Annotated in this window: 16 protein-coding genes and 1 other annotated feature; of the genes, 13 read left to right on the top strand and 3 right to left on the bottom strand. The window is 61.6% G+C overall.

Features of this window, described 5'->3' with window-relative positions:
- Positions 1-52: 52 nt before the first annotated feature.
- Complete coding sequence (locus L085_RS23085; protein ID WP_004940276.1) at positions 53-589, bottom strand: primosomal replication protein; 537 nt, start codon at positions 587-589, stop codon at positions 53-55.
- 134 nt (positions 590-723) lie between these two features.
- On the opposite strand from L085_RS23085, the gene L085_RS23080 reads away from it, so the two are divergent.
- The 12 genes from L085_RS23080 (at position 724) to L085_RS23025 (ending at position 14,027) form a co-directional block, all read left to right on the top strand.
- Positions 724-1,104, top strand: a complete 381-nt coding sequence (locus L085_RS23080; RefSeq protein ID WP_004940275.1) for a DUF454 family protein — start codon at positions 724-726, stop codon at positions 1,102-1,104.
- A 153-nt stretch (positions 1,105-1,257) separates the two neighbouring features.
- Positions 1,258-1,809, top strand: a complete 552-nt coding sequence (gene apt / locus L085_RS23075; protein WP_015376864.1) for an adenine phosphoribosyltransferase — start codon at positions 1,258-1,260, stop codon at positions 1,807-1,809.
- A gap of 92 nt (positions 1,810-1,901) precedes the next feature.
- A complete protein-coding gene (dnaX, locus tag L085_RS23070; protein ID WP_044031823.1) occupies positions 1,902-3,860 on the top strand; it encodes a DNA polymerase III subunit gamma/tau in 1,959 nt (652 codons plus the stop codon).
- Positions 3,193-3,257: a sequence feature (DnaX frameshifting element), on the top strand. Its footprint overlaps the gene before it by 65 nt.
- 41 nt (positions 3,861-3,901) lie before the next feature.
- Positions 3,902-4,231 carry a YbaB/EbfC family nucleoid-associated protein gene (locus tag L085_RS23065; RefSeq protein ID WP_004940264.1) on the top strand — a complete coding sequence of 110 codons (330 nt, stop codon included), beginning with the start codon at positions 3,902-3,904 and terminating at the stop codon, positions 4,229-4,231.
- On the top strand, positions 4,231-4,836 hold the full coding sequence (gene recR, locus L085_RS23060; RefSeq protein ID WP_004940263.1) for a recombination mediator RecR: 606 nt from the start codon (positions 4,231-4,233) through the stop codon (positions 4,834-4,836). Before L085_RS23065 ends, recR begins: the two co-directional genes overlap by 1 nt.
- 143 nt (positions 4,837-4,979) lie before the next feature.
- Positions 4,980-6,845, top strand: a complete 1,866-nt coding sequence (htpG, locus tag L085_RS23055; protein ID WP_044031822.1) for a molecular chaperone HtpG — start codon at positions 4,980-4,982, stop codon at positions 6,843-6,845.
- 202 nt (positions 6,846-7,047) lie between these two features.
- Positions 7,048-7,692 (top strand): adenylate kinase, encoded by a 645-nt coding sequence (adk, locus tag L085_RS23050; RefSeq protein WP_004940261.1) that lies wholly within the window; start codon positions 7,048-7,050, stop codon positions 7,690-7,692.
- A gap of 166 nt (positions 7,693-7,858) precedes the next feature.
- Complete coding sequence (locus L085_RS23045; RefSeq protein ID WP_044031821.1) at positions 7,859-8,992, top strand: sugar diacid recognition domain-containing protein; 1,134 nt, start codon at positions 7,859-7,861, stop codon at positions 8,990-8,992.
- 119 nt (positions 8,993-9,111) lie between these two features.
- On the top strand, positions 9,112-10,377 hold the full coding sequence (locus L085_RS23040; protein WP_015376868.1) for an SLC13 family permease: 1,266 nt from the start codon (positions 9,112-9,114) through the stop codon (positions 10,375-10,377).
- Between the two features lie 9 nt (positions 10,378-10,386).
- The gene (locus L085_RS23035; RefSeq protein WP_044031820.1) at positions 10,387-11,550 is read left to right on the top strand and encodes a glycerate kinase; all 1,164 of its coding nucleotides are present in this window, start codon (positions 10,387-10,389) and stop codon (positions 11,548-11,550) included.
- Between the two features lie 119 nt (positions 11,551-11,669).
- Positions 11,670-12,632, top strand: a complete 963-nt coding sequence (gene hemH, locus L085_RS23030) for a ferrochelatase (protein ID WP_044031819.1) — start codon at positions 11,670-11,672, stop codon at positions 12,630-12,632.
- 90 nt (positions 12,633-12,722) lie between these two features.
- Positions 12,723-14,027 carry an inosine/guanosine kinase gene (locus tag L085_RS23025; protein WP_004940249.1) on the top strand — a complete coding sequence of 435 codons (1,305 nt, stop codon included), beginning with the start codon at positions 12,723-12,725 and terminating at the stop codon, positions 14,025-14,027.
- Between the two features lie 55 nt (positions 14,028-14,082).
- On the opposite strand, the gene ybaL is transcribed toward L085_RS23025, so the two are convergent.
- Entirely contained in the window at positions 14,083-15,774 is a 1,692-nt protein-coding gene (gene ybaL / locus L085_RS23020) for a YbaL family putative K(+) efflux transporter (RefSeq protein ID WP_033633981.1), read from the bottom strand.
- Positions 15,775-16,020: 246 nt separating this feature from the next.
- Positions 16,021-17,241 (bottom strand): MFS transporter, encoded by a 1,221-nt coding sequence (locus tag L085_RS23015; protein ID WP_004940244.1) that lies wholly within the window; start codon positions 17,239-17,241, stop codon positions 16,021-16,023.
- A gap of 178 nt (positions 17,242-17,419) precedes the next feature.
- Between L085_RS23015 and ushA the strand changes: the two genes are divergently transcribed.
- Entirely contained in the window at positions 17,420-19,072 is a 1,653-nt protein-coding gene (ushA, locus tag L085_RS23010; protein WP_044031818.1) for a bifunctional UDP-sugar hydrolase/5'-nucleotidase UshA, read from the top strand.
- Positions 19,073-19,099 lie beyond the last annotated feature (27 nt).

Here is a 19,099-nt window from a genome sequence, read left to right as displayed (position 1 = left end):
AGTGAACCCGGCGCGCAACCGGGAATAATCATTAAAATATTGTGATAAATCTTCAAAAACCGTTTTCTTTGCGCTCGATATTGCGCTCGATGCGCGCCAACGCCTGACGACAGCGCATCAGCCGCCCCTCCAGCGCCGCCAGCTCGTGCTGCAGTTTTTGCTGCGCCGCCAGCGTGGTTTGGCGGCCGAGCAGGCTTTCCCGATCCTGAATCATGGCGATCAGCCGGCGTTCGTAGTCCTGATGTTCGGCCAGCTTGTGGTACAGATCGGCCTCGGGGGCTTCTTTCGGCTGGTTCTTTCGCCGCAGCGCCTGGGTCGCCAGCTCGCGCTGCAGGGCGGCGATCTGAGCCACCAGTTTTTCGGCCAGAAAGGCCACCTGGCTGGTGCGGTTGTCGTTGGCGGCGCTTTGCAGCTGGGCGAAATTCTTCTCCACCTCGGCCAGGTAGTCGCGCAGCCGCGTGCCGCGATTGGCGAACAGGGCGGCGTCGAAGCGCGCCTGCGGGATCGGAACGTCGCCGCGCGGGGTCACTTCGGCCGCCAGCGCCGCGATCTGCTGTGCCAACACCTGTAATAGACGCTGAGTGCTCACATAAGCTCCCTCTTGATTTCAACAGGCGTAAGCTTGCCCGCGATGCTGCTGTGAAACAAGCGCCGCATGCATATTCCGCCGGCGCGGCGCCGATGCTACAGTAAGCCGCAACCGATTGAGGAGCGAAGAGCCGCATGACGCGTGGGTTATTGATCATTTTGGGCTGGCTGGCGGTGGTGCTGGCGACGTTGGGCGTGGTGCTGCCGCTGCTGCCGACCACGCCGTTCCTGCTGTTGGCCGCCTGGTGTTTCGCCCGCTCTTCGCCGCGCTTTCATCACTGGCTGCTGCACCGTTCCTGGTTCGGCCCTTACCTGCGCCACTGGCAGCAGCATCGCGCGCTGCCGCCGGGGGCGAAGTGGAAGGCGGTGCTGGTGATCGTGCTGACCTTCGCCTGTTCGCTGTGGCTGGTGAAAATCTGGTGGGTGCGCGGGCTGTTGCTGCTGATGCTGGCCATTTTGCTGACCTTTATGCTGCGTCTGCCGGTTATTGACCTGCCGCAACAAAAACAGCGCTGATTGTGCGCCGCTGGTTGCATTTGTCCGCCAGTTTGCATAGATTTGGGCGTTTTCGTGCGCGGATCGCCTGCCATTTCTTCTCCGGTGTGTTTCTCCCGGGGGCGGCGGGTGAGCGGCGCGCCGGTTTTCAGGCAGTTTTATCAGGCAACAATTATGACCGCTACTGCGCAGCAGCTTCAGTTTATTAAAGACAGTATCAAAACCATCCCGGATTATCCGAAGCCGGGCATCCTGTTCCGCGACGTGACCAGCCTGCTGGAAAACCCGTTGGCCTATGCCGCCAGCATCGAGCTGCTGGTTGAGCGCTATCGCGAAGCGGGCGTGACCAAGGTGGTGGGTACCGAAGCGCGTGGTTTCCTGTTCGGCGCGCCCGTCGCGCTGGCGCTGGGCGTCGGTTTCGTGCCGGTGCGCAAACCGGGCAAACTGCCGCGCGCCACGCTCAGCGAAAGCTATGAGCTGGAGTACGGCACCGACAAGCTGGAGATCCACACCGATGCCATCACCGCGGGTGACAAAGTGCTGGTGGTGGACGATCTGCTGGCGACCGGCGGCACCATCGAAGCGACCACCAAACTGATCCGCCGTCTGGGCGGTGAAGTGAACGACGCCGCGTTCATCATCAACCTGCCGGATCTGGGCGGGGAAGCGCGTCTGAACAAGCTGGGCATCGATTGCTACTGCCTGGTGGACTTCGCCGGCCATTGATGCGGCATTGCCCCTTGGGCACAACGGCCTCGCGGATCGCCGCGGGGCTGTGTTAGCATGACCCTCCAGATTCCTCGACTTCTCCGGTATTAATGAGCTATCAGGTTCTCGCCCGTAAGTGGCGCCCTCAAACGTTCGCAGACGTGGTCGGCCAGGAACATGTCCTGACCGCGCTGGCCAACGGCCTCTCACTGGGGCGGATCCATCACGCCTATCTGTTCTCGGGCACGCGCGGCGTGGGAAAAACCACCATCGCCCGCTTGCTGGCCAAAGGCCTGAACTGTGAAACCGGCATCACCGCCACGCCATGTGGCCAATGCGACAACTGCCGCGAGATCGAGCAGGGGCGCTTTGTCGATCTGATCGAGATCGACGCCGCTTCCCGAACCAAGGTGGAAGATACCCGCGATCTGCTGGACAACGTCCAGTACGCGCCGGCGCGCGGCCGCTTCAAGGTCTACCTGATCGACGAAGTGCACATGCTCTCGCGCCACAGCTTCAACGCGTTGCTGAAGACGCTGGAAGAGCCGCCGCCGCACGTCAAATTCCTGTTGGCCACCACCGATCCGCAAAAGCTGCCGGTGACCATTCTCTCGCGCTGTCTGCAGTTCCACCTCAAAGCGCTGGACGTCGATCAGATCCGTCAGCAGTTGGAAACGGTGCTGACGGCGGAGCAGATCACCAGCGACGCCCGCGCGCTGCAGCTGCTGGCGCGCGCCGCCGATGGCAGCATGCGCGACGCGCTGAGCCTGACTGATCAGGCGATCGCTATGGGGCAGGGGCAGGTGACCGCCGCTACCGTCAGCCAGATGCTCGGCACGCTCGATGACGAGCAGCCGCTGGCGATCCTCGAAGCGCTGGTCAGCGCCGACGGTGAAAAGGTGATGGCGCAGGTCGCGCAGGCCGCTTCGCGCGGTGTGGACTGGGAAAACTTGCTGGTGGAGACGCTGGCGCTGCTGCATCGCATTGCGATGGTGCAGCTGTTGCCTTCGATGCTCGACAACCAATACGCCGCCGTGGAGCAACGGCTGCGCGAGCTGGCGCGCACCCTGCCGCCGGCCGATGTGCAACTTTACTACCAGACGCTGTTGGTGGGCCGCAAAGAGCTGGCCTATGCGCCGGATCGCCGCATGGGGGTTGAGATGACCCTACTGCGCGCGCTGGCGTTTCACCCGAAAGCGGTGATCCCGGAGCCGGTGGCGTTGGTGCAGACCGCGCCGGCGCCGATGGCGCAGCCGCAGGCCGCCGCATCGCCACAGCCGCCGCAGTTTCAGGACGCGCCGCCGCCGCTAGGGCAGCCGGCCGCTCCGCAGCGACAATCATCGACTCCTTTACCGGATGCCACCGCCCAGCTGTTGAAAGCGCGGTCCCAGCTGCAACGGCAGCAGGGAGCATCCACACCAAAAAAGAATGAGCCGGCGGCGCCAGGAATAGCGCGGCCGGCAAACTCGGCGCTGGGGCGTTTGGCTTCGGTGACCGAGCGCAGCCAGCAGCGCCTGGCGGAGAAGAAGGTGCCGGAAAAACCGGCGAAACCGGAAGCTTATCGCTGGCGCGCGCAAACCGAGCCGGAAGCGGCGCCGGAACCGCTGGCGACGCCGAAAGCGCTGCGCACGGCGTTGGAACATGAGAAAACGCCGGAGCTGGCCGCCAGGCTGGTGGTGGAGTCGCTGGAGCGCGACGCCTGGGCGGCAGAAATCGATAAGCTGAAGATCCCGAAATTGGTGCAGCAGCTGGCGTTGAACGCCTTCAAGCAGCAGCCGGAGCCGGGCAAAATTAACCTCCATCTGCGGTCTTCGCAGCGCCATCTGAATTCGCCTTCGGCGCAGAAGACGCTGGCCGACGCGCTCGGTGAGCTGTACGGCGGCCCGATCGCGCTGACCGTGGTGGAGGACGATAATCCGGCGGAGCGCACCCCGCTGGAATGGCGACAAGCCATCTATGAGGAAAAGCTGGCGCAGGCGCGCCAGTCCATCGAAGCGGATACCAACATTCAGACGCTGCGCCGATTCTTCGACGCGGATCTGGATGAAGAGAGTATTCGCCCCCTTTAAACGCCGCGCGAGGTGCGCGGCCCTAGCGACGAGAGACGACTATGTTTGGTAAAGGCGGTCTGGGCAACCTGATGAAGCAAGCCCAGCAAATGCAAGAAAAAATGCAGCAGATGCAGGAAGAAGTCGCCAAATTGGAAGTGACCGGCGAATCCGGCGCGGGCCTGGTGAAAGTCACCATCAACGGCGCGCACAACTGCCGCCGCGTGGAGATCGATCCTAGCCTGATGGAAGACGACAAAGAGATGCTGGAAGATCTGATCGCCGCGGCGTTTAACGACGCCGCGCGCCGCATCGAAGAGACCCAGAAAGAGAAAATGGCCTCCGTCTCCAGCGGCATGCAGTTGCCGCCTGGCTTCAAGATGCCGTTCTGATGCAAACCAGCCCGCTCCTTGAATCCCTGATGGAGGCGCTGCGCTGTTTGCCGGGCGTCGGCCCGAAATCGGCGCAGCGCATGGCGTTTCAACTGCTGCAGCGCGATCGCAGCGGCGGCATGCGCCTGGCGCAGGCGTTGACGCGCGCGATGTCGGAGATTGGCCACTGCGCCGACTGCCGCACCTTCACCGAACAGGACGTCTGCACCATCTGCGCCAATCCGCGCCGCCAGCAAAACGGCCAGATTTGCGTGGTGGAAAGCCCGGCGGATATCCACGCCATCGAGCAGACCGGCCAGTTCGCCGGGCGCTACTTTGTGCTGATGGGGCATCTGTCGCCGCTGGACGGCATCGGGCCGGGCGATATCGGTCTGGATCGCCTGGAGCAACGGCTGGAAAAGGAAAGCATCACCGAAGTGATCCTCGCCACCAACCCGACGGTGGAAGGGGAGGCGACCGCCAACTACATCGCCGAGATGTGCGGCCAGTATGGCGTGCTCGCCAGCCGCATCGCCCACGGCGTGCCGGTGGGCGGCGAGCTGGAGATGGTCGATGGCACCACGCTGTCGCATTCGCTGGCCGGGCGCCACGCCATCAAGTTCTGATGTTTTCCCGGATGGGGCCTCCCGGCCCCATTGTTTTTTGCCAAAAAAATCCCGCCGTCCGCTTGAAAAACAACACCCTGACCCTCATCTGATCCTCATTGTTCGATTTTGGTAGCCATTGTCTTTTGAGGTAATCAATGAGTATGAAAGGTCAAGAAACCCGCGGGTTCCAGTCTGAAGTAAAACAGCTGCTTCATTTGATGATCCATTCGCTGTACTCCAACAAAGAAATTTTCCTGCGTGAGCTGATTTCCAACGCCTCTGACGCCGCCGACAAGCTGCGCTTCCGCGCCCTGTCCGTGCCAGAGCTGTACGCCGGCGACGGCGAGCTGCGCGTACGTTTGTCCTTCGATAAAGAGCAGCGCACCCTGACCATCGCCGACAACGGCATCGGCATGCGCCGCGAAGAAGTGATTGAAAACCTCGGCACCATCGCCAAGTCAGGCACTAAAGCGTTCCTGGAATCCATCGGTTCCGATCAGGCGAAAGACAGCCAACTGATCGGCCAGTTCGGCGTCGGTTTCTACTCGGCGTTCATCGTGGCGGACAAAGTGACCGTGCGCACCCGCGCCGCCGGCGCCGCCGATGACGAAGGCGTGTTCTGGGAGTCCGCCGGCGAAGGCGACTACACCATCGCCGACATCACCAAAGAGACCCGCGGCACCGAAATCACCCTGCATCTGCGCGAAGGCGAAGATGAGTACCTCGACGCCTGGCGCCTGCGCTCGGTGATCGGCAAATATTCCGATCACATCGCTTTGCCGGTGGAGATCGAAAGCAAGAACGAAGAAGACGATACCGTCACCTGGGAGAAGATCAACAAGGCGCAGGCCCTGTGGACTCGCAGCAAGGCTGACGTGACCGACGAAGAGTACAAAGAGTTCTACAAACACATCGCCCACGACTTCACCGATCCGCTGAGCTGGAGCCACAACCGGGTGGAGGGCAAGCAGGAATACACCAGCCTGCTGTACATCCCGGCGCAGGCGCCGTGGGACATGTGGAACCGCGATCACAAGCATGGCCTGAAGCTGTATGTGCAGCGCGTGTTCATCATGGACGACGCCGAGCAGTTCATGCCGAACTACCTGCGCTTCGTGCGCGGCCTGATCGACTCCAACGATCTGCCGCTGAACGTGTCGCGCGAGATCCTGCAAGACAGCCGTGTGACGCAAAACCTGCGCGGCGCGCTGACCAAGCGCGTGTTGCAGATGCTGGATAAGCTGGCCAAAGACGACGCCGAAGGCTACCAGAAATTCTGGCAACAGTTCGGTCTGGTGCTGAAAGAGGGCCCGGCGGAAGACAACGGTAACCAGGAAGCGATCGCCAAACTGCTGCGCTTCGCCTCTACCCACGGTGACAGCTCGGCGCAGACCGTATCGCTGGAAGAGTACGTCGGCCGGATGGCGGAAGGGCAGGAGAAGATTTACTACATCACCGCCGACAGCTACGCCGCGGCCAAGAGCAGCCCGCACCTGGAGCTGTTCCGCAAGAAAGGCATCGAAGTGCTGCTGCTGTCCGATCGCATCGACGAGTGGATGATGAGCTACCTGACCGAGTTCGACGGCAAGCCGTTCCAGTCGGTCAGCAAGGCGGATGAAGCGCTGGATAAACTGGCGGATGAAACCGAAGAGCAGAAGGCCGCCGAGAAGCAACTGGAACCGTTCATCGAACGCGTGAAAACCCTGCTGGGCGATCGCGTGAAGGATGTGCGCCTGACGCACCGCCTGACCGATACGCCGGCGATCGTGGTAACCGACGCCGACGAAATGAGCACCCAGATGGCCAAGCTGTTCGCCGCCGCCGGTCAGCAGGCGCCGGAGGTGAAGTACATTTTCGAGCTTAATCCGGAACATGCTCTGGTCAAACGCGCATCCGACGTGGGCGATAACGAACATTTCGCCGAATGGATCGACCTGTTATTGGATCAGGCGCTGCTGGCTGAACGCGGCACGCTGGAGGATCCGAACCTGTTCATCCGCCGCATGAACAAGTTGCTGTCCGCCTAAAGTTGAAGATATGCGCCCTTAACGGCACCGTTAGGGGCGCATTTTCGGTTTTTCCCCGTCTTTTCTCGCCTTTTGTTCGTCGGTTTTTTTGCACATTCCGCAATCGATTTCCTTCGCGCGCCTTGAGCCTGCCCCCCCTGAAATGGTATCGTTGAGCGTTTTCGCAATTTTATAAAAACTACATAGCAAGGGGATTTACGCAATGCGTATCATTCTGCTGGGCGCTCCGGGCGCTGGTAAAGGTACTCAGGCTCAATTCATCATGGAGAAATACGGCATTCCGCAAATCTCCACCGGTGATATGTTGCGCGCAGCCGTGAAGGCCGGCAGTGAACTGGGCAAGCAGGCGAAAGAGATCATGGACGCCGGCAAGCTGGTGACCGATGAGCTGGTGATCGCGCTGGTCAAAGAGCGCATCGCTCAGGAAGATTGCCGCAAGGGCTTCCTGCTGGACGGTTTCCCACGCACCATTCCGCAGGCTGACGCGATGAAAGAAGCCGGCATCAACGTGGACTTCGTGCTGGAGTTCGACGTGCCGGATGAGCTGATCGTTGACCGCATCGTTGGCCGCCGCGTGCACGCGCCATCCGGCCGCGTATACCACGTGAAATTCAATCCGCCGCAGGTGGAAGGCAAAGACGACGTGACCGGCGAAGAGCTGACCACGCGCAAGGACGATCAGGAAGAGACCGTGCGCAAGCGTCTGGTGGAATACCATCAGATGACCGCGCCGCTGATCTCTTACTACAGCAAAGAAGCGGCAGCGGGCAACACCCAATACCGCAAAATCGACGGCACCCGCAAGGTGGCCGAAGTGAGCGCAGAGCTGGCGACCATCCTCGGTTGATCGCAAGCGCATCGTGCATGACGCCGGGCCCGTGGCCCGGCGTTTTTTTTGGCCGTTTTCCCGTTAAATTGTGATCGCGGCGGCTTGTTGCAACCGTGCCCGTTAATCGCCCGCGCCAAATGGCGTATAACAAGCCTGCGTTTTCACCCTCAGCAGGGAGCCGGGCATGCTCAGACAAACCACTCTTCTGGCGGAAGCCACCGCGCGCCAGATCGTCCAGCGGGCGATGGGCATCATCAGCCATTCCGTCAACGTGATGGACAGCAACGGCGTGATCATCGCTTCCGGCAATCCGCAGCGTCTGTTTCAGCGCCATGAGGGCGCAGTGCTGGCGTTGGCGGAGAATCGGGTGGTGGAGATCGATCGCGCCACTGCCGAGCATCTGAAAGGGGTGCGGCCTGGCATCAACCTGCCGTTCAGCTTTCGCAATCAGCGGGTGGGAGTGATCGGCATTTCCGGCGAGCCGGCCGAGGTGCGCGCCTACGCCGAGCTGGTCAAGATGGCGGCGGAGATGATGGTGGAGCAGGCGGCGCTGCTGGATCAGCACCAGTGGGAAAAACGCTACCGGGAAGAGCTGGCGAATCAGCTGCTGCAGCCGCAGCCGAACACCGCGTCGCTGGAGGCGATGGCGGCGTATCTGGGGTTGGATCTGCGCCAGGCGCGCATCGTCTGGATCGTCGAACTGCAAGAGGCGCAGCCGCACCTGCTGCGCGAGCTGTTGGCGGAGCTGGAGGCCACCCAGCGCGACGCGTTGATCGCCATTACCGGCTTCAATGAAATGACTCTGTTGCGCCCGGCCAGCATGGCGCAAGGCGAATGGAGTTTGAAGCTGGAGCGCCAACAGGCGCAGCGTCTGCAAAACCAGCTCAAGCACCGCTTTCGGGTGCGGCTGATCGTCGGCGGTTTCTACGACGATCCGCAAAGCGCCTACCGCTCCAGCCTGACCGCGCGCGCCACCCAGGCGATGGCGCAGCGCCTGAAATTGCGTCACGCCACGCTGTTCTACCACGACTATCCGCTGCCGTCGCTGCTGTGCGATCTCGGGGAGGACTGGCGCGCGCAAGAGCTGGGGCGCCCCTGGCGAACGCTGGGCGAACAGGACGAAAAAGGCGTGCTGCGCAGTACGCTACGCCACTATTTTTCGCAGAATTGTGATCAGACGCAGACCGCCGCGCAGCTGCATATTCACGTCAATACCCTGCGTTATCGCCTGCAGCGCATCGAGGTGATAACCGGCATGAAAATCAATCAATTAACTGACTCTCTGCGGTTGTATATCGGCATGCTGATGCACGACTGAATTGTGCCAACCCACAAATTCCGCGCCGTTCCCCCGGCGATTTTTTGTTGTTTTCCCTCAGGTCTGCGCCGGGCGCGCGCGATATGTTGGCCTGCACATCAACCACGGAGAAAACAACAATGACAACCGTATCCACTCTGGGGGCGCTGGTGGCGTTAGCCGTCGCCATCGTCCTGATTCTACGCAAGGTGCCGCCGGCTTACGGCATGATTGCCGGCGCGCTGGCGGGCGGGCTGTGCGGCGGCGCCGATCTGGTGCAGACCGTGACGCTGATGATCGGCGGGGCGCAGGGCATCACCAACGCCGTGATGCGCATTCTGGCGGCGGGGGTGCTGGCCGGGGTGCTGATCGAATCCGGCGCGGCGCACACCATCGCCGAAACCATCGTGCGCAAGGTGGGCGAAACCCGCGCGCTGCTGGCGCTGGCGGTGGCTACACTGATCCTGACGGCGGTGGGGGTGTTTATCGACGTGGCGGTGATCACCGTCGCGCCGATCGCCCTGTCGATCGCCCAGAAGGCCGGTATTTCACGCGCGGCGATCCTGCTGGCGATGATCGGCGGCGGCAAGGCCGGCAACGTGATGTCGCCCAACCCGAACACCATCGCGGCGGCGGACAATTTCCACGTGCCGCTCACCTCGGTGATGATGGCCGGCATCGTGCCGGGGCTGTGCGGCCTGGTAGTGGCCTATCTGCTGGCGCGCCGCCTGAGCGATAAAGGCAGCAAGGTGATGGCCGAAGAGCTGACTCAGCATGCCGAAGGGGCGCGGCCGGGCTTCGCGGCGGCGATCAGCGCGCCGCTGGTGGCGATCCTGCTGCTGTCGCTGCGGCCGATCGCCGGGATCGCCGTCGATCCGCTGATCGCGTTGCCGGCCGGCGGTTTGGCGGGCGCGCTGTTGATGGGGCGTATTCGCCAGTGCAATCAGTTCATGGTCTCCGGCCTGTCGCGCATGGCGCCGGTGGCGATCATGCTGCTCGGCACCGGCACATTGGCGGGCATTATCGCCAACTCGGCGCTGAAGGATGTCCTGATTAACGGTTTGACGCATACCGGGCTGCCGGCCTGGCTGCTGGCGCCGCTGTCCGGCGCGCTGATGTCGATGGCAACCGCGTCGACCACCGCCGGCACCGCCGTGGCTTCCGGGGTATTCAGCTCCACGCTGCTGGAACTGGGGGTGAGCGGGCTGGCCGGCGCGGCGATGATCCACGCGGGCGCCACGGTGCTGGATCACCTGCCGCACGGCAGCTTCTTCCACGCCACCGGCGGCAGCGTCAATATGGCGGTGCACGAGCGGCTCAAGCTGCTGCCGTATGAGACGCTGGTGGGGTTCACCATCGCGGCAATCTCGGCGCTGATGTTTGGCGTATTTAACCTGGCGGGATAAGGAACAGTGATGAAAACGCTGAAAAAAGTGGTTATTGCCCCGGATTCTTTCAAAGAGAGCCTGAGCGCGCTCGGCGTCGCCGACGCCATCGAGCGGGGATTCCGTCAGATTTATCCGCAGGCGCACTACGTGAAGCTGCCGATGGCGGACGGCGGTGAAGGCACGGTGGAGTCGATGGTGGCGGCCACCGGCGGCGAGATCGTCCAGGTGACGGTCACCGGGCCGCTGGGGGAGCCGGTGCAGGGATTCTATGGCCTGCTGGGCGATGGCGAAACCGCGGTGATTGAAATGGCCGCCGCCTCCGGGCTGCATCTGGCGCCGCCCGGCCGGCGCGATCCGCGTATCACCACCAGTTACGGCACCGGCGAACTGATGTTGGCGGCGCTGGAACGCGGCGTGAAGGCGATCATTCTCGGCATCGGCGGCAGCGCCACCAACGACGGCGGCGCCGGGATGATGCAGGCGCTGGGCGTTAAATTGCTGGATAAGGATCGTCGCCCGCTGCCGGTGGGCGGCGCGGCGCTGGCGCAGCTGGCGCACCTCGATCTCGCCGGGCTGGACGCGCGCTGGCAACGGGTGAGCGTGACCGCCGCCTGCGACGTCGATAACCCGCTGTGCGGCGAAAAGGGCGCCTCGGCGGTGTTCGGGCCGCAGAAGGGGGCGACGCCGGAGATGGTGGCGCAGCTCGATGCGGCGCTGCACCACTACGGCGAGCTGCTGGAACGGGAAACTGGCCGCGCCGTGCTCACCCAGCCGGGCGCGGGGGCGGCGGGCGGCATGGGGGCGGCACTGCTCGGCATGCTCAGCGCGCGCTTGCGGCCGGGCATCGAGATCGTCACCGAAACTCTGCGCCTGGATGAGGCGGTGCGCGATGCCGATCTGGTGATCACCGGCGAAGGGCGGCTGGACAGCCAGTCGATTCACGGCAAAACGCCGATCGGCGTGGCGCGGGTGGCCAAGCGCCACGGCGTGCCGGTGATCGCCATCGCCGGCAGCCTGACGCCGGATTATTCGGTGGTGCATCAGCACGGCATCGATGCGGCGTTTTCGGTGCTCGATCGCATTGTGACGCTGGAAGAAGCGCTGACGGACGCCGATCGCAATCTGCAGGTGACGGCGCGCAACGTGGCGGCGGTATGGCAGCTGGCGAAGGGAAGAAGCTCACAGGCATAGCCTGTTGCTGTTATCGGTTTCGATGCAGGACTTTTCCGTTACAATAGCCGGCATTAATGGCTGCTGACATCCCGACCCAGAACGGAATGCCGGCCGGAAAGGAAATGAGGGGAACTGAGATGAAGCAAGAGAAACACGGCGTATTGCTGGTGAACCTGGGCACGCCAGATGCGCCGACCTCGTCTGCGGTCAAACGCTATCTGAAGGAATTCCTCAGTGACGATCGCGTGGTCGACACGGCGCCGCTGATTTGGTGGCCGATCCTCAACGGCGCGATCCTGCCGATCCGCTCACCACGCGTGGCGAAACTCTATCAGTCGGTGTGGATGGAAGAGGGCTCGCCACTGCTGGTGTACAGCCGCCGCCAACAGCGGGCGCTGGCGGCGCGCATGCCGAATACGCCGGTGGAACTGGGCATGAGCTACGGTTCGCCAAGCCTGGCGGAAGCCATCGACAAGCTGCTGGCGCAGGGCGTGACCAACCTGGTGGTGCTGCCGCTCTATCCGCAATATTCCTGTTCCACCAGCGCGGCGGTATGGGATGGCGTGGCGCGGGTGCTGAAAGGTTATCGCCGCTTGCCTTCTGTGGCCTTCATTCGCGATTACGCCGAACACCCGGCCTATATCGCCGCGCTGCAGCAAAGCGTGGAGCGCTCGTTCGCCGAGCACGGCCAGCCGGACCGGCTGGTGTTGTCGTTCCACGGCATCCCCAAGCGCTATGCGCGGCTCGGCGACGACTACCCGCAGCGCTGCGAGGATACGCTGCGCGCGCTGAGCGCCACGCTGCTGCTGGCGCCGGAGCGGGTGATGATGACGTACCAATCACGCTTCGGCCGCGAGCCGTGGCTGACGCCGTACACCGATGAAACCCTGAAGGGGTTGCCGGCGCAGGGCGTGAAGCACATTCAACTGATTTGCCCCGGCTTCTCGGCAGACTGCCTGGAAACGCTGGAAGAGATCAAAGAGCAGAACCGCGAGATCTTCCTTAAGGCCGGCGGCGAGAAGTTTGAATATATCTCGGCGTTGAACGACGAGCCGGCGCATATCGACATGATGCAGCAGCTGGTGGCGCAGCGTCTGTAATCATCCATAATCTGTCTATTAGGTGCATCGTGATCGGGCGGGGATGTGTTAACATTCTCCGCTTGTTAAACCGTCACCACCGCCAATCACATGAAATTTCCTGGTAAACGCAAGTCCAAACACTATTTTCCGGTGAGCGCCCGCGATCCGCTTCTGCAGCAGGCCCAGCCCGAAAGTGAAATCAGCACCTCGTATATTGTCGGCATCGACCAGACGCTGGTGGATATCGAGGCAAAAGTGGACGATGCTTTTGTCCAGCGTTACGGCCTGAGCCTGGGCCACTCTTTGGTGATCGAAGACGACGTCGCCGAGGCGCTGTATCAGGAACTGAATGAAAACAACCTGGTCACCCATCAGTTCGCCGGCGGCACCATCGGCAATACCATGCACAACTATTCGGTGCTGGCGGACGACCGTTCGGTGCTGCTCGGCGTGATGTGCAGCAACGTGAAAATCGGCAGCTACGCCTACCGTTATCTGTGCAATACCTCCAGCCGCACCGATCTTAACTATTTGCAGGGCGTTGATGGCGCCATCGGCCGCTGTTTCACACTGATCGGCGAAAGCGGCGAGCGCACCTTCGCCATCAACCCCGGCCAGATGAACCAGCTGCGCCCGGAAAGCATTCCTGAAGAGGTGATCGCCGGCGCGTCGGCGCTGGTGCTGAGTTCTTACCTGGTGCGCTGCAAGGAAGGGGAGCCGATAAAGGACGCTACCCTGCAGGCGATCGAGTACGCCAAAAAACACGATGTGCCGGTGGTGCTGACCCTGGGTACCAAGTACGTCATTGCCGACAACCCGCAGTGGTGGCGCGACTTCCTGAAGGAAAATGTGACGATTCTGGCGATGAACGAAGACGAAGCGCTGGAGCTGACCGGGCTGAGCGATCCGCTGACCGCCTCGGACATGGCGCTGGAGTGGGTGGATCTGGTGCTGTGCACCGCCGGGCCGAATGGCCTGTATATGGCGGGCTACACCGAAGAAGCCAATAAGCGCCAGACCCAGCACCCGCTGCTGCCGGGGCATATCGCCGAGTTCAACCGCTACGAGTTCAGCCGCGCCATGCGCCGCGAGCACTGTGAAAATCCGCTGCGCGTTTATTCGCATATCGCGCCGTATATGGGCGGGCCGGAGAAGATCATGAACACCAACGGCGCCGGCGACGGCGCGCTGTCGGCGTTGCTGCACGATATCGCCGCCAACGGCTATCACCGCCACAACGTGCCGAACTCCAGCAAGCATGTGCGCAGTTACCTGACCTACTCCTCCCTGGCGCAGGTGTGCAAATACGCCAACCGCGTCAGCTACCAGGTGTTGAACCAGCATTCGCCGCGCCTCACGCGCGGCCTGCCGGAGCGCGAAGACAGTCTGGAAGAGTCCTACTGGGAGCGTTAACCCGCTGAAAAAGAAAAGGTCCGGCAATGCCGGACCTTTTTTTATGCGCGGTGCCTCAGATCGGGCAGCCGCCCATTTTTTCTTCTTCGCTCAGGGTGTCCAGCTGCAGGATGTTCAGCATGCTGTTGGCGATCTCGCGTTCGCCCATGACCACCTGATTGGCGCCGCGATCGGTGATGTAGGCCACTTCATCGTCGTAGTGGGCGCGGGCGATGATCTCGATATTCGGCCGCTTGGTGCGCGCCGAGGCGACGATCTCGCCGGCCTCGTAACCATTCGGGATGGTCAGCAGCAGCCAGCGCGCGCAGTCGAGCCTAGCCAGATCCATCACTTCCGGATTGGCGGCGTTGCCCAGCACCGTCTTGATACCCTGTTCGCGCAACGCTTCCACCCGCGGGCGGGAGTTCTCGATCACCACCAGCGGAATGCCCGCCTCGGCCAGTTTGCCGCCCAGCAGGCTGCCGACGCGGCCGTAGCCGACCACCAGCGCGTGATTGCACATATCCACCGGGATCTGTTTCTCTTCTTCCACCGCCTCTTCGAGGATTTGCTCTTCGATGGTTTCGGTTTTGGCCAGATAGCGTTCCAGCAGGGTGAACAACAGCGGGTTGAGCATGATGGACAGAATGGCGCCGGCCAGCACCAGATTGCGGCCGTGCTCCGACATCATGCCGAGCGCGATGCCGAGGCCCGCCAAAATAAAGGCGAACTCGCCGATCTGCGCCAGGCTGGCGGAAATGGTCAGCGCGGTGCGCTTGGAGTGACCGAACATTTTAACCAGCAGGAACGCGGCGGCGGATTTGCCGAACACGATGATCGCCAGCGTCGCCAGCACCGCCAGCGGTTCGTTAATCACGATCATCGGATCGAACAGCATGCCGACCGAGACGAAGAACAGCACCGCGAACGCGTCGCGCAGCGGCAGGGTGTCGTGCGCCGCGCGGTGGCTCAGCTCGGACTCGTTCAGCACCATGCCGGCGAAGAAGGCGCCCAGCGCGAAGGAAACGTCGAACAGCTTCACCGCGCCGTAGGCGATGCCGAGCGCCAGCGCCAATACCGCCAGGGTGAACAGCTCGCGCGAGCCGGTGCTGGCGGTTTTCGACAGGATCCACGGCACCAGGCGGCGGCCGACCACGATCATCAGCGCGATGAAGGCGATGACTTTACCGATGGTCAGCGCCAGCTCCATCAGCAGCTGGCTGCTGCTGGCGTTGTCATTGCCCAGCATATTGCCGAATGCCGGCAGCAATACCAGCGTCAGCACCATCGCCAAATCTTCGACGATCAGCCAGCCGATGGCGATTTGCCCGCGCTGGCTGTCGATCAGTTGCCGTTCCTCCAGGGCGCGCAGCAGCACCACGGTGCTGGCGGTGGAGAGGCAGAGGCCGAACACCAGACCGGAGATCAGATCCCAGCCGAGCAGCTTGGACAGCCCCATGCCGAGCAGGGTAGCGACGGCTATCTGCGCCACGGCGCCGGGAATGGCGATAGATTTTACTGCGAGGAGGTCTTTCAAAGAGAAGTGCAGGCCAACACCGAACATCAACAGGATAACGCCGATTTCCGCCAGTTCCGGCGCCAGTGAGGTGTCGGCGACGAAACCGGGGGTGAACGGGCCGGCGAGCACCCCTGCGGCCAGATACCCCACCAGAGGGGAGATGCGCAGGCGGTTCGCCAGCATGCCGAGGAGGAAGGCGAGTACTAACCCTCCGACGATGGTGGTGATGAGCGGTGTTGAATTATGCATCCATACTCCTTCTGGCTATGCATCGCGGTACGGGAGAAACGCAACAAAGTTACGAAAAGATACATTTAGTTTATTGCATTTGTTCGCGGCTTGCTTGGCTAATTTGGCCTTTTTTGTAAAAAAAGCAGAGGATTTCACTTAAGGAATGGCAATGAGGGGGTTTTGGGGCTGATAAACAAAATAACATTGATTTATCCGTAGGATAACCCGGATGAATAAATAATTTCATCCGGGCAGACAGCGGGGTTATTGCGCTTTATGCTCCATATTGGGCAGTAGTGCGGTAATAATACCGATAAGCGGCAGGAAAGCACAGATTTGGTAGACCAGTTCGATACTGGTCAAATCGGCGACATAACCAAGAACTGCCGCACCTAACCCGCCCATACCGAAAGCAAAACCGAAGAATAAGCCGGAAACCATGCCCACTTTACCGGGGATCAGCTCCTGAGCGTAGACCAGAATGGCGGAGAACGCCGAGGCGAGAATAACCCCGATGATCACCGTCAAAATGCCGGTCCAATAGAGGGATGCATAGGGTAAAACAAGGGTAAATGGCGCAGCGCCGAGAATAGAGCCCCAAATCACGTATTTACGCCCTATCTTGTCGCCAAGAGGCCCGCCGATAATGGTACCTGCTGCTACCGCAAACAGGAAGGCGAACAGGTGAATTTGGGCATTCTGCACTGAAACACCGAACTTATGTATCAGATAAAAGGTGTAATAGCTGCTGATACTGGCCAGATAGAAGTATTTGGAGAAAATCAGCACCAGCAGGATGCCCAGTGAGTAGGCCACGGTACGTTTTGGCAGCGGTTTCAGCAGCGACGGGCTTTTCGGCTGCCCTTTAGTTGCCCGATGCTGATGTTGATACCACTTGCTGACCTGCAGCAACACCACGATCGCCAGCAGCGCCGCCAGCGAGAACCAGGCGACGTTGCCCTTGCCGTAAGGCGCGATGATCAGCGCCGCCAGCAGCGGGCCGAGCGAGCTGCCGAAGTTGCCGCCGACCTGGAACAGCGACTGCGCCAGGCCGTGCCGCCCGCCGGAGGCCATGCGCGCCACGCGCGAGGATTCCGGGTGGAAGACCGATGAGCCGGTGCCCACCAGCGCCGCCGCCAGCAGCACCAGCGGGAAGGTGCTCGCCACCGACAGCAGCAGCAGGCCGGACAGGGTAAAGCCCATGCCGATCGGCAGCGAGTAAGGCTGCGGGTGTTTATCGGTGTAATAGCCGATCAGCGGTTGCAGCAGCGAAGCCGTTAGCTGATAGGTCAGGGTAATCATGCCGATCTGCACGAAGCTGAGGTGGAAATCGGCTTGCAGGATCGGGTAAATCGCCAGGATCAGCGACTGGATCATATCGTTGAGCAGGTGAGACACGCTGATGGCGCCAAGGATGGAGAAGGCGGTGCCTTTCACCGCACTGCCTTTGGCGGGCGGTATCGCGCTTTGGCTACTGTCGGTCATATTATTATTAGCCTGATAAGTTGTTGAGCACAGAGATGACATCTTAGGCAGGACGTTCAATTTTTACCATATCTGAAATAATCAGACTCACATCGCAAAAAATAGAAATCAGCTGTCATTAATTCGCGCTACAATTTCGGCCTCATCATAAAAGCCATTTAATACACGGAGATCCGCCATGCGTTTTTCGCTGAAAACCACCGCATGCGCGTTGGCCGTTTCCCTGACGTTGCTGTCGGGGGCCGCCAGTGCCTGGGAAAAGGATAAGACCTACGCCATCACCATTCTGCACACCAACGATCATCACGGTCACTTCTGGCAGAACGATCACGGCGAATATGGCCTGGGCGCGCAGAAAACGCTGGTGGACGGCATTCGTCAGGAAGTGGCGGCGCAGGGTGGCAGCCTGCTGTTGTTGTCCGGCGGCGATATCAATACCGGCGTGCCGGAATCGGATCTGCAGGACGCCGAGCCGGACTTCCGCGGCATGAACCTGGTGGGTTACGACGCGATGGCGATCGGTAACCACGAATTCGACAACCCGCTGAGCGTGCTGCGCCAGCAGGAGAAGTGGGCGACCTTCCCGCTGCTGTCCGCCAACATCTACCAGAAAAGCACCGGCCAGCGCCTGTTCAAGCCTTACGCCCTGTTCGACAAGCAGGGCATCAAGATCGCGGTGATCGGCCTGACGACCGACGATACCGCCAAGATAGGCAACCCGGAGTACTTCACCGACATGGAGTTCCGCGTGCCGGCGCAGGAGGCGAAGCAGGTGGTGGAGCAACTGCGTAAGGACGAGAAGCCGGACGTGATTATCGCCGCCACCCACATGGGGCACTATGACAACGGCGAACACGGCTCTAACGCGCCGGGCGACGTAGAGATGGCGCGCAGCCTGCCGGCCGGATATCTCGACATGATCGTCGGCGGCCACTCGCAGGATCCGGTGTGCATGGCCGGCGACAACCGCAAACAGGTGGATTATGTGCCGGGCACGCCGTGCTCGCCGGATCGCCAGAACGGCACCTGGATTGTGCAGGCGCACGAGTGGGGCAAATACGTGGGGCGCGCCGATTTCGAATTCCGCAACGGCGAGCTGAAGCTGGTGCATTATCAGCTGATCCCGGTGAACCTGAAGAAGAAAGTGGAGAAAGCGGACGGCACCAGCGAGCGGGTGTACTACACCCGGCAGATTGCGGAAGATCCGGCCATGATGAAGCTGCTGACGCCGTTCCAGGATAAGGGCAAGGCGCAGCTGGAAGTGAAGATCGGCAGCGTCAACGGCAAGCTTGAAGGCGACCGCAGCAAGGTGCGCTTCGTGCAGACCAACCTGGCGCGGGTGATGCTGGCCGCGCAGAGGGAGCGCGCCGACGCCGACTTCGCCGTGATGAGCGGCGGCGGGGTGCGCGATTCGATTGAAAGCGGCGATATCACCTACAAGAATGTGCTCAAGGTGCAGCCGTTCGGCAACACCCTGGTGCATGTCGATATGAAAGGCAGCGAGGTTGAGGAGTATCTGGCGGTGGTGGCCAACATGAAGCCGGATTCCGGCGCCTACGCCCAGTTCGCCAACGTCAGCCTGGTGGCGGACGGCAAGGGCGTCAGCGAGGTGAAGGTCAATGGCCAGCCGCTGCAGGCGGATAAAATTTACCGCATGGCGACGCTGAACTTCAACGCGCTGGGCGGCGACGGCTATCCGAAGCTGGACGGGCTGCCGAGCTACGTCAACACCGGCTTTATCGACGCCGAAGTGCTGAAGCAATACATCGAGAAACACTCGCCGCTGGATGCGGCGGCTTACGAACCGAAGGGCGAAATCGTTTATCGCTAATCGCCACCGCAGCGGCCTGCCCCATGG

Origin of the sequence: Serratia sp. FS14 (assembly GCF_000695995.1) — a bacterium.
GTDB lineage: Bacteria > Pseudomonadota > Gammaproteobacteria > Enterobacterales > Enterobacteriaceae > Serratia > Serratia nematodiphila.
Note: the sequence above shows the minus strand (reverse complement) of the source record. Positions and strands in the feature narration are given on the sequence as shown.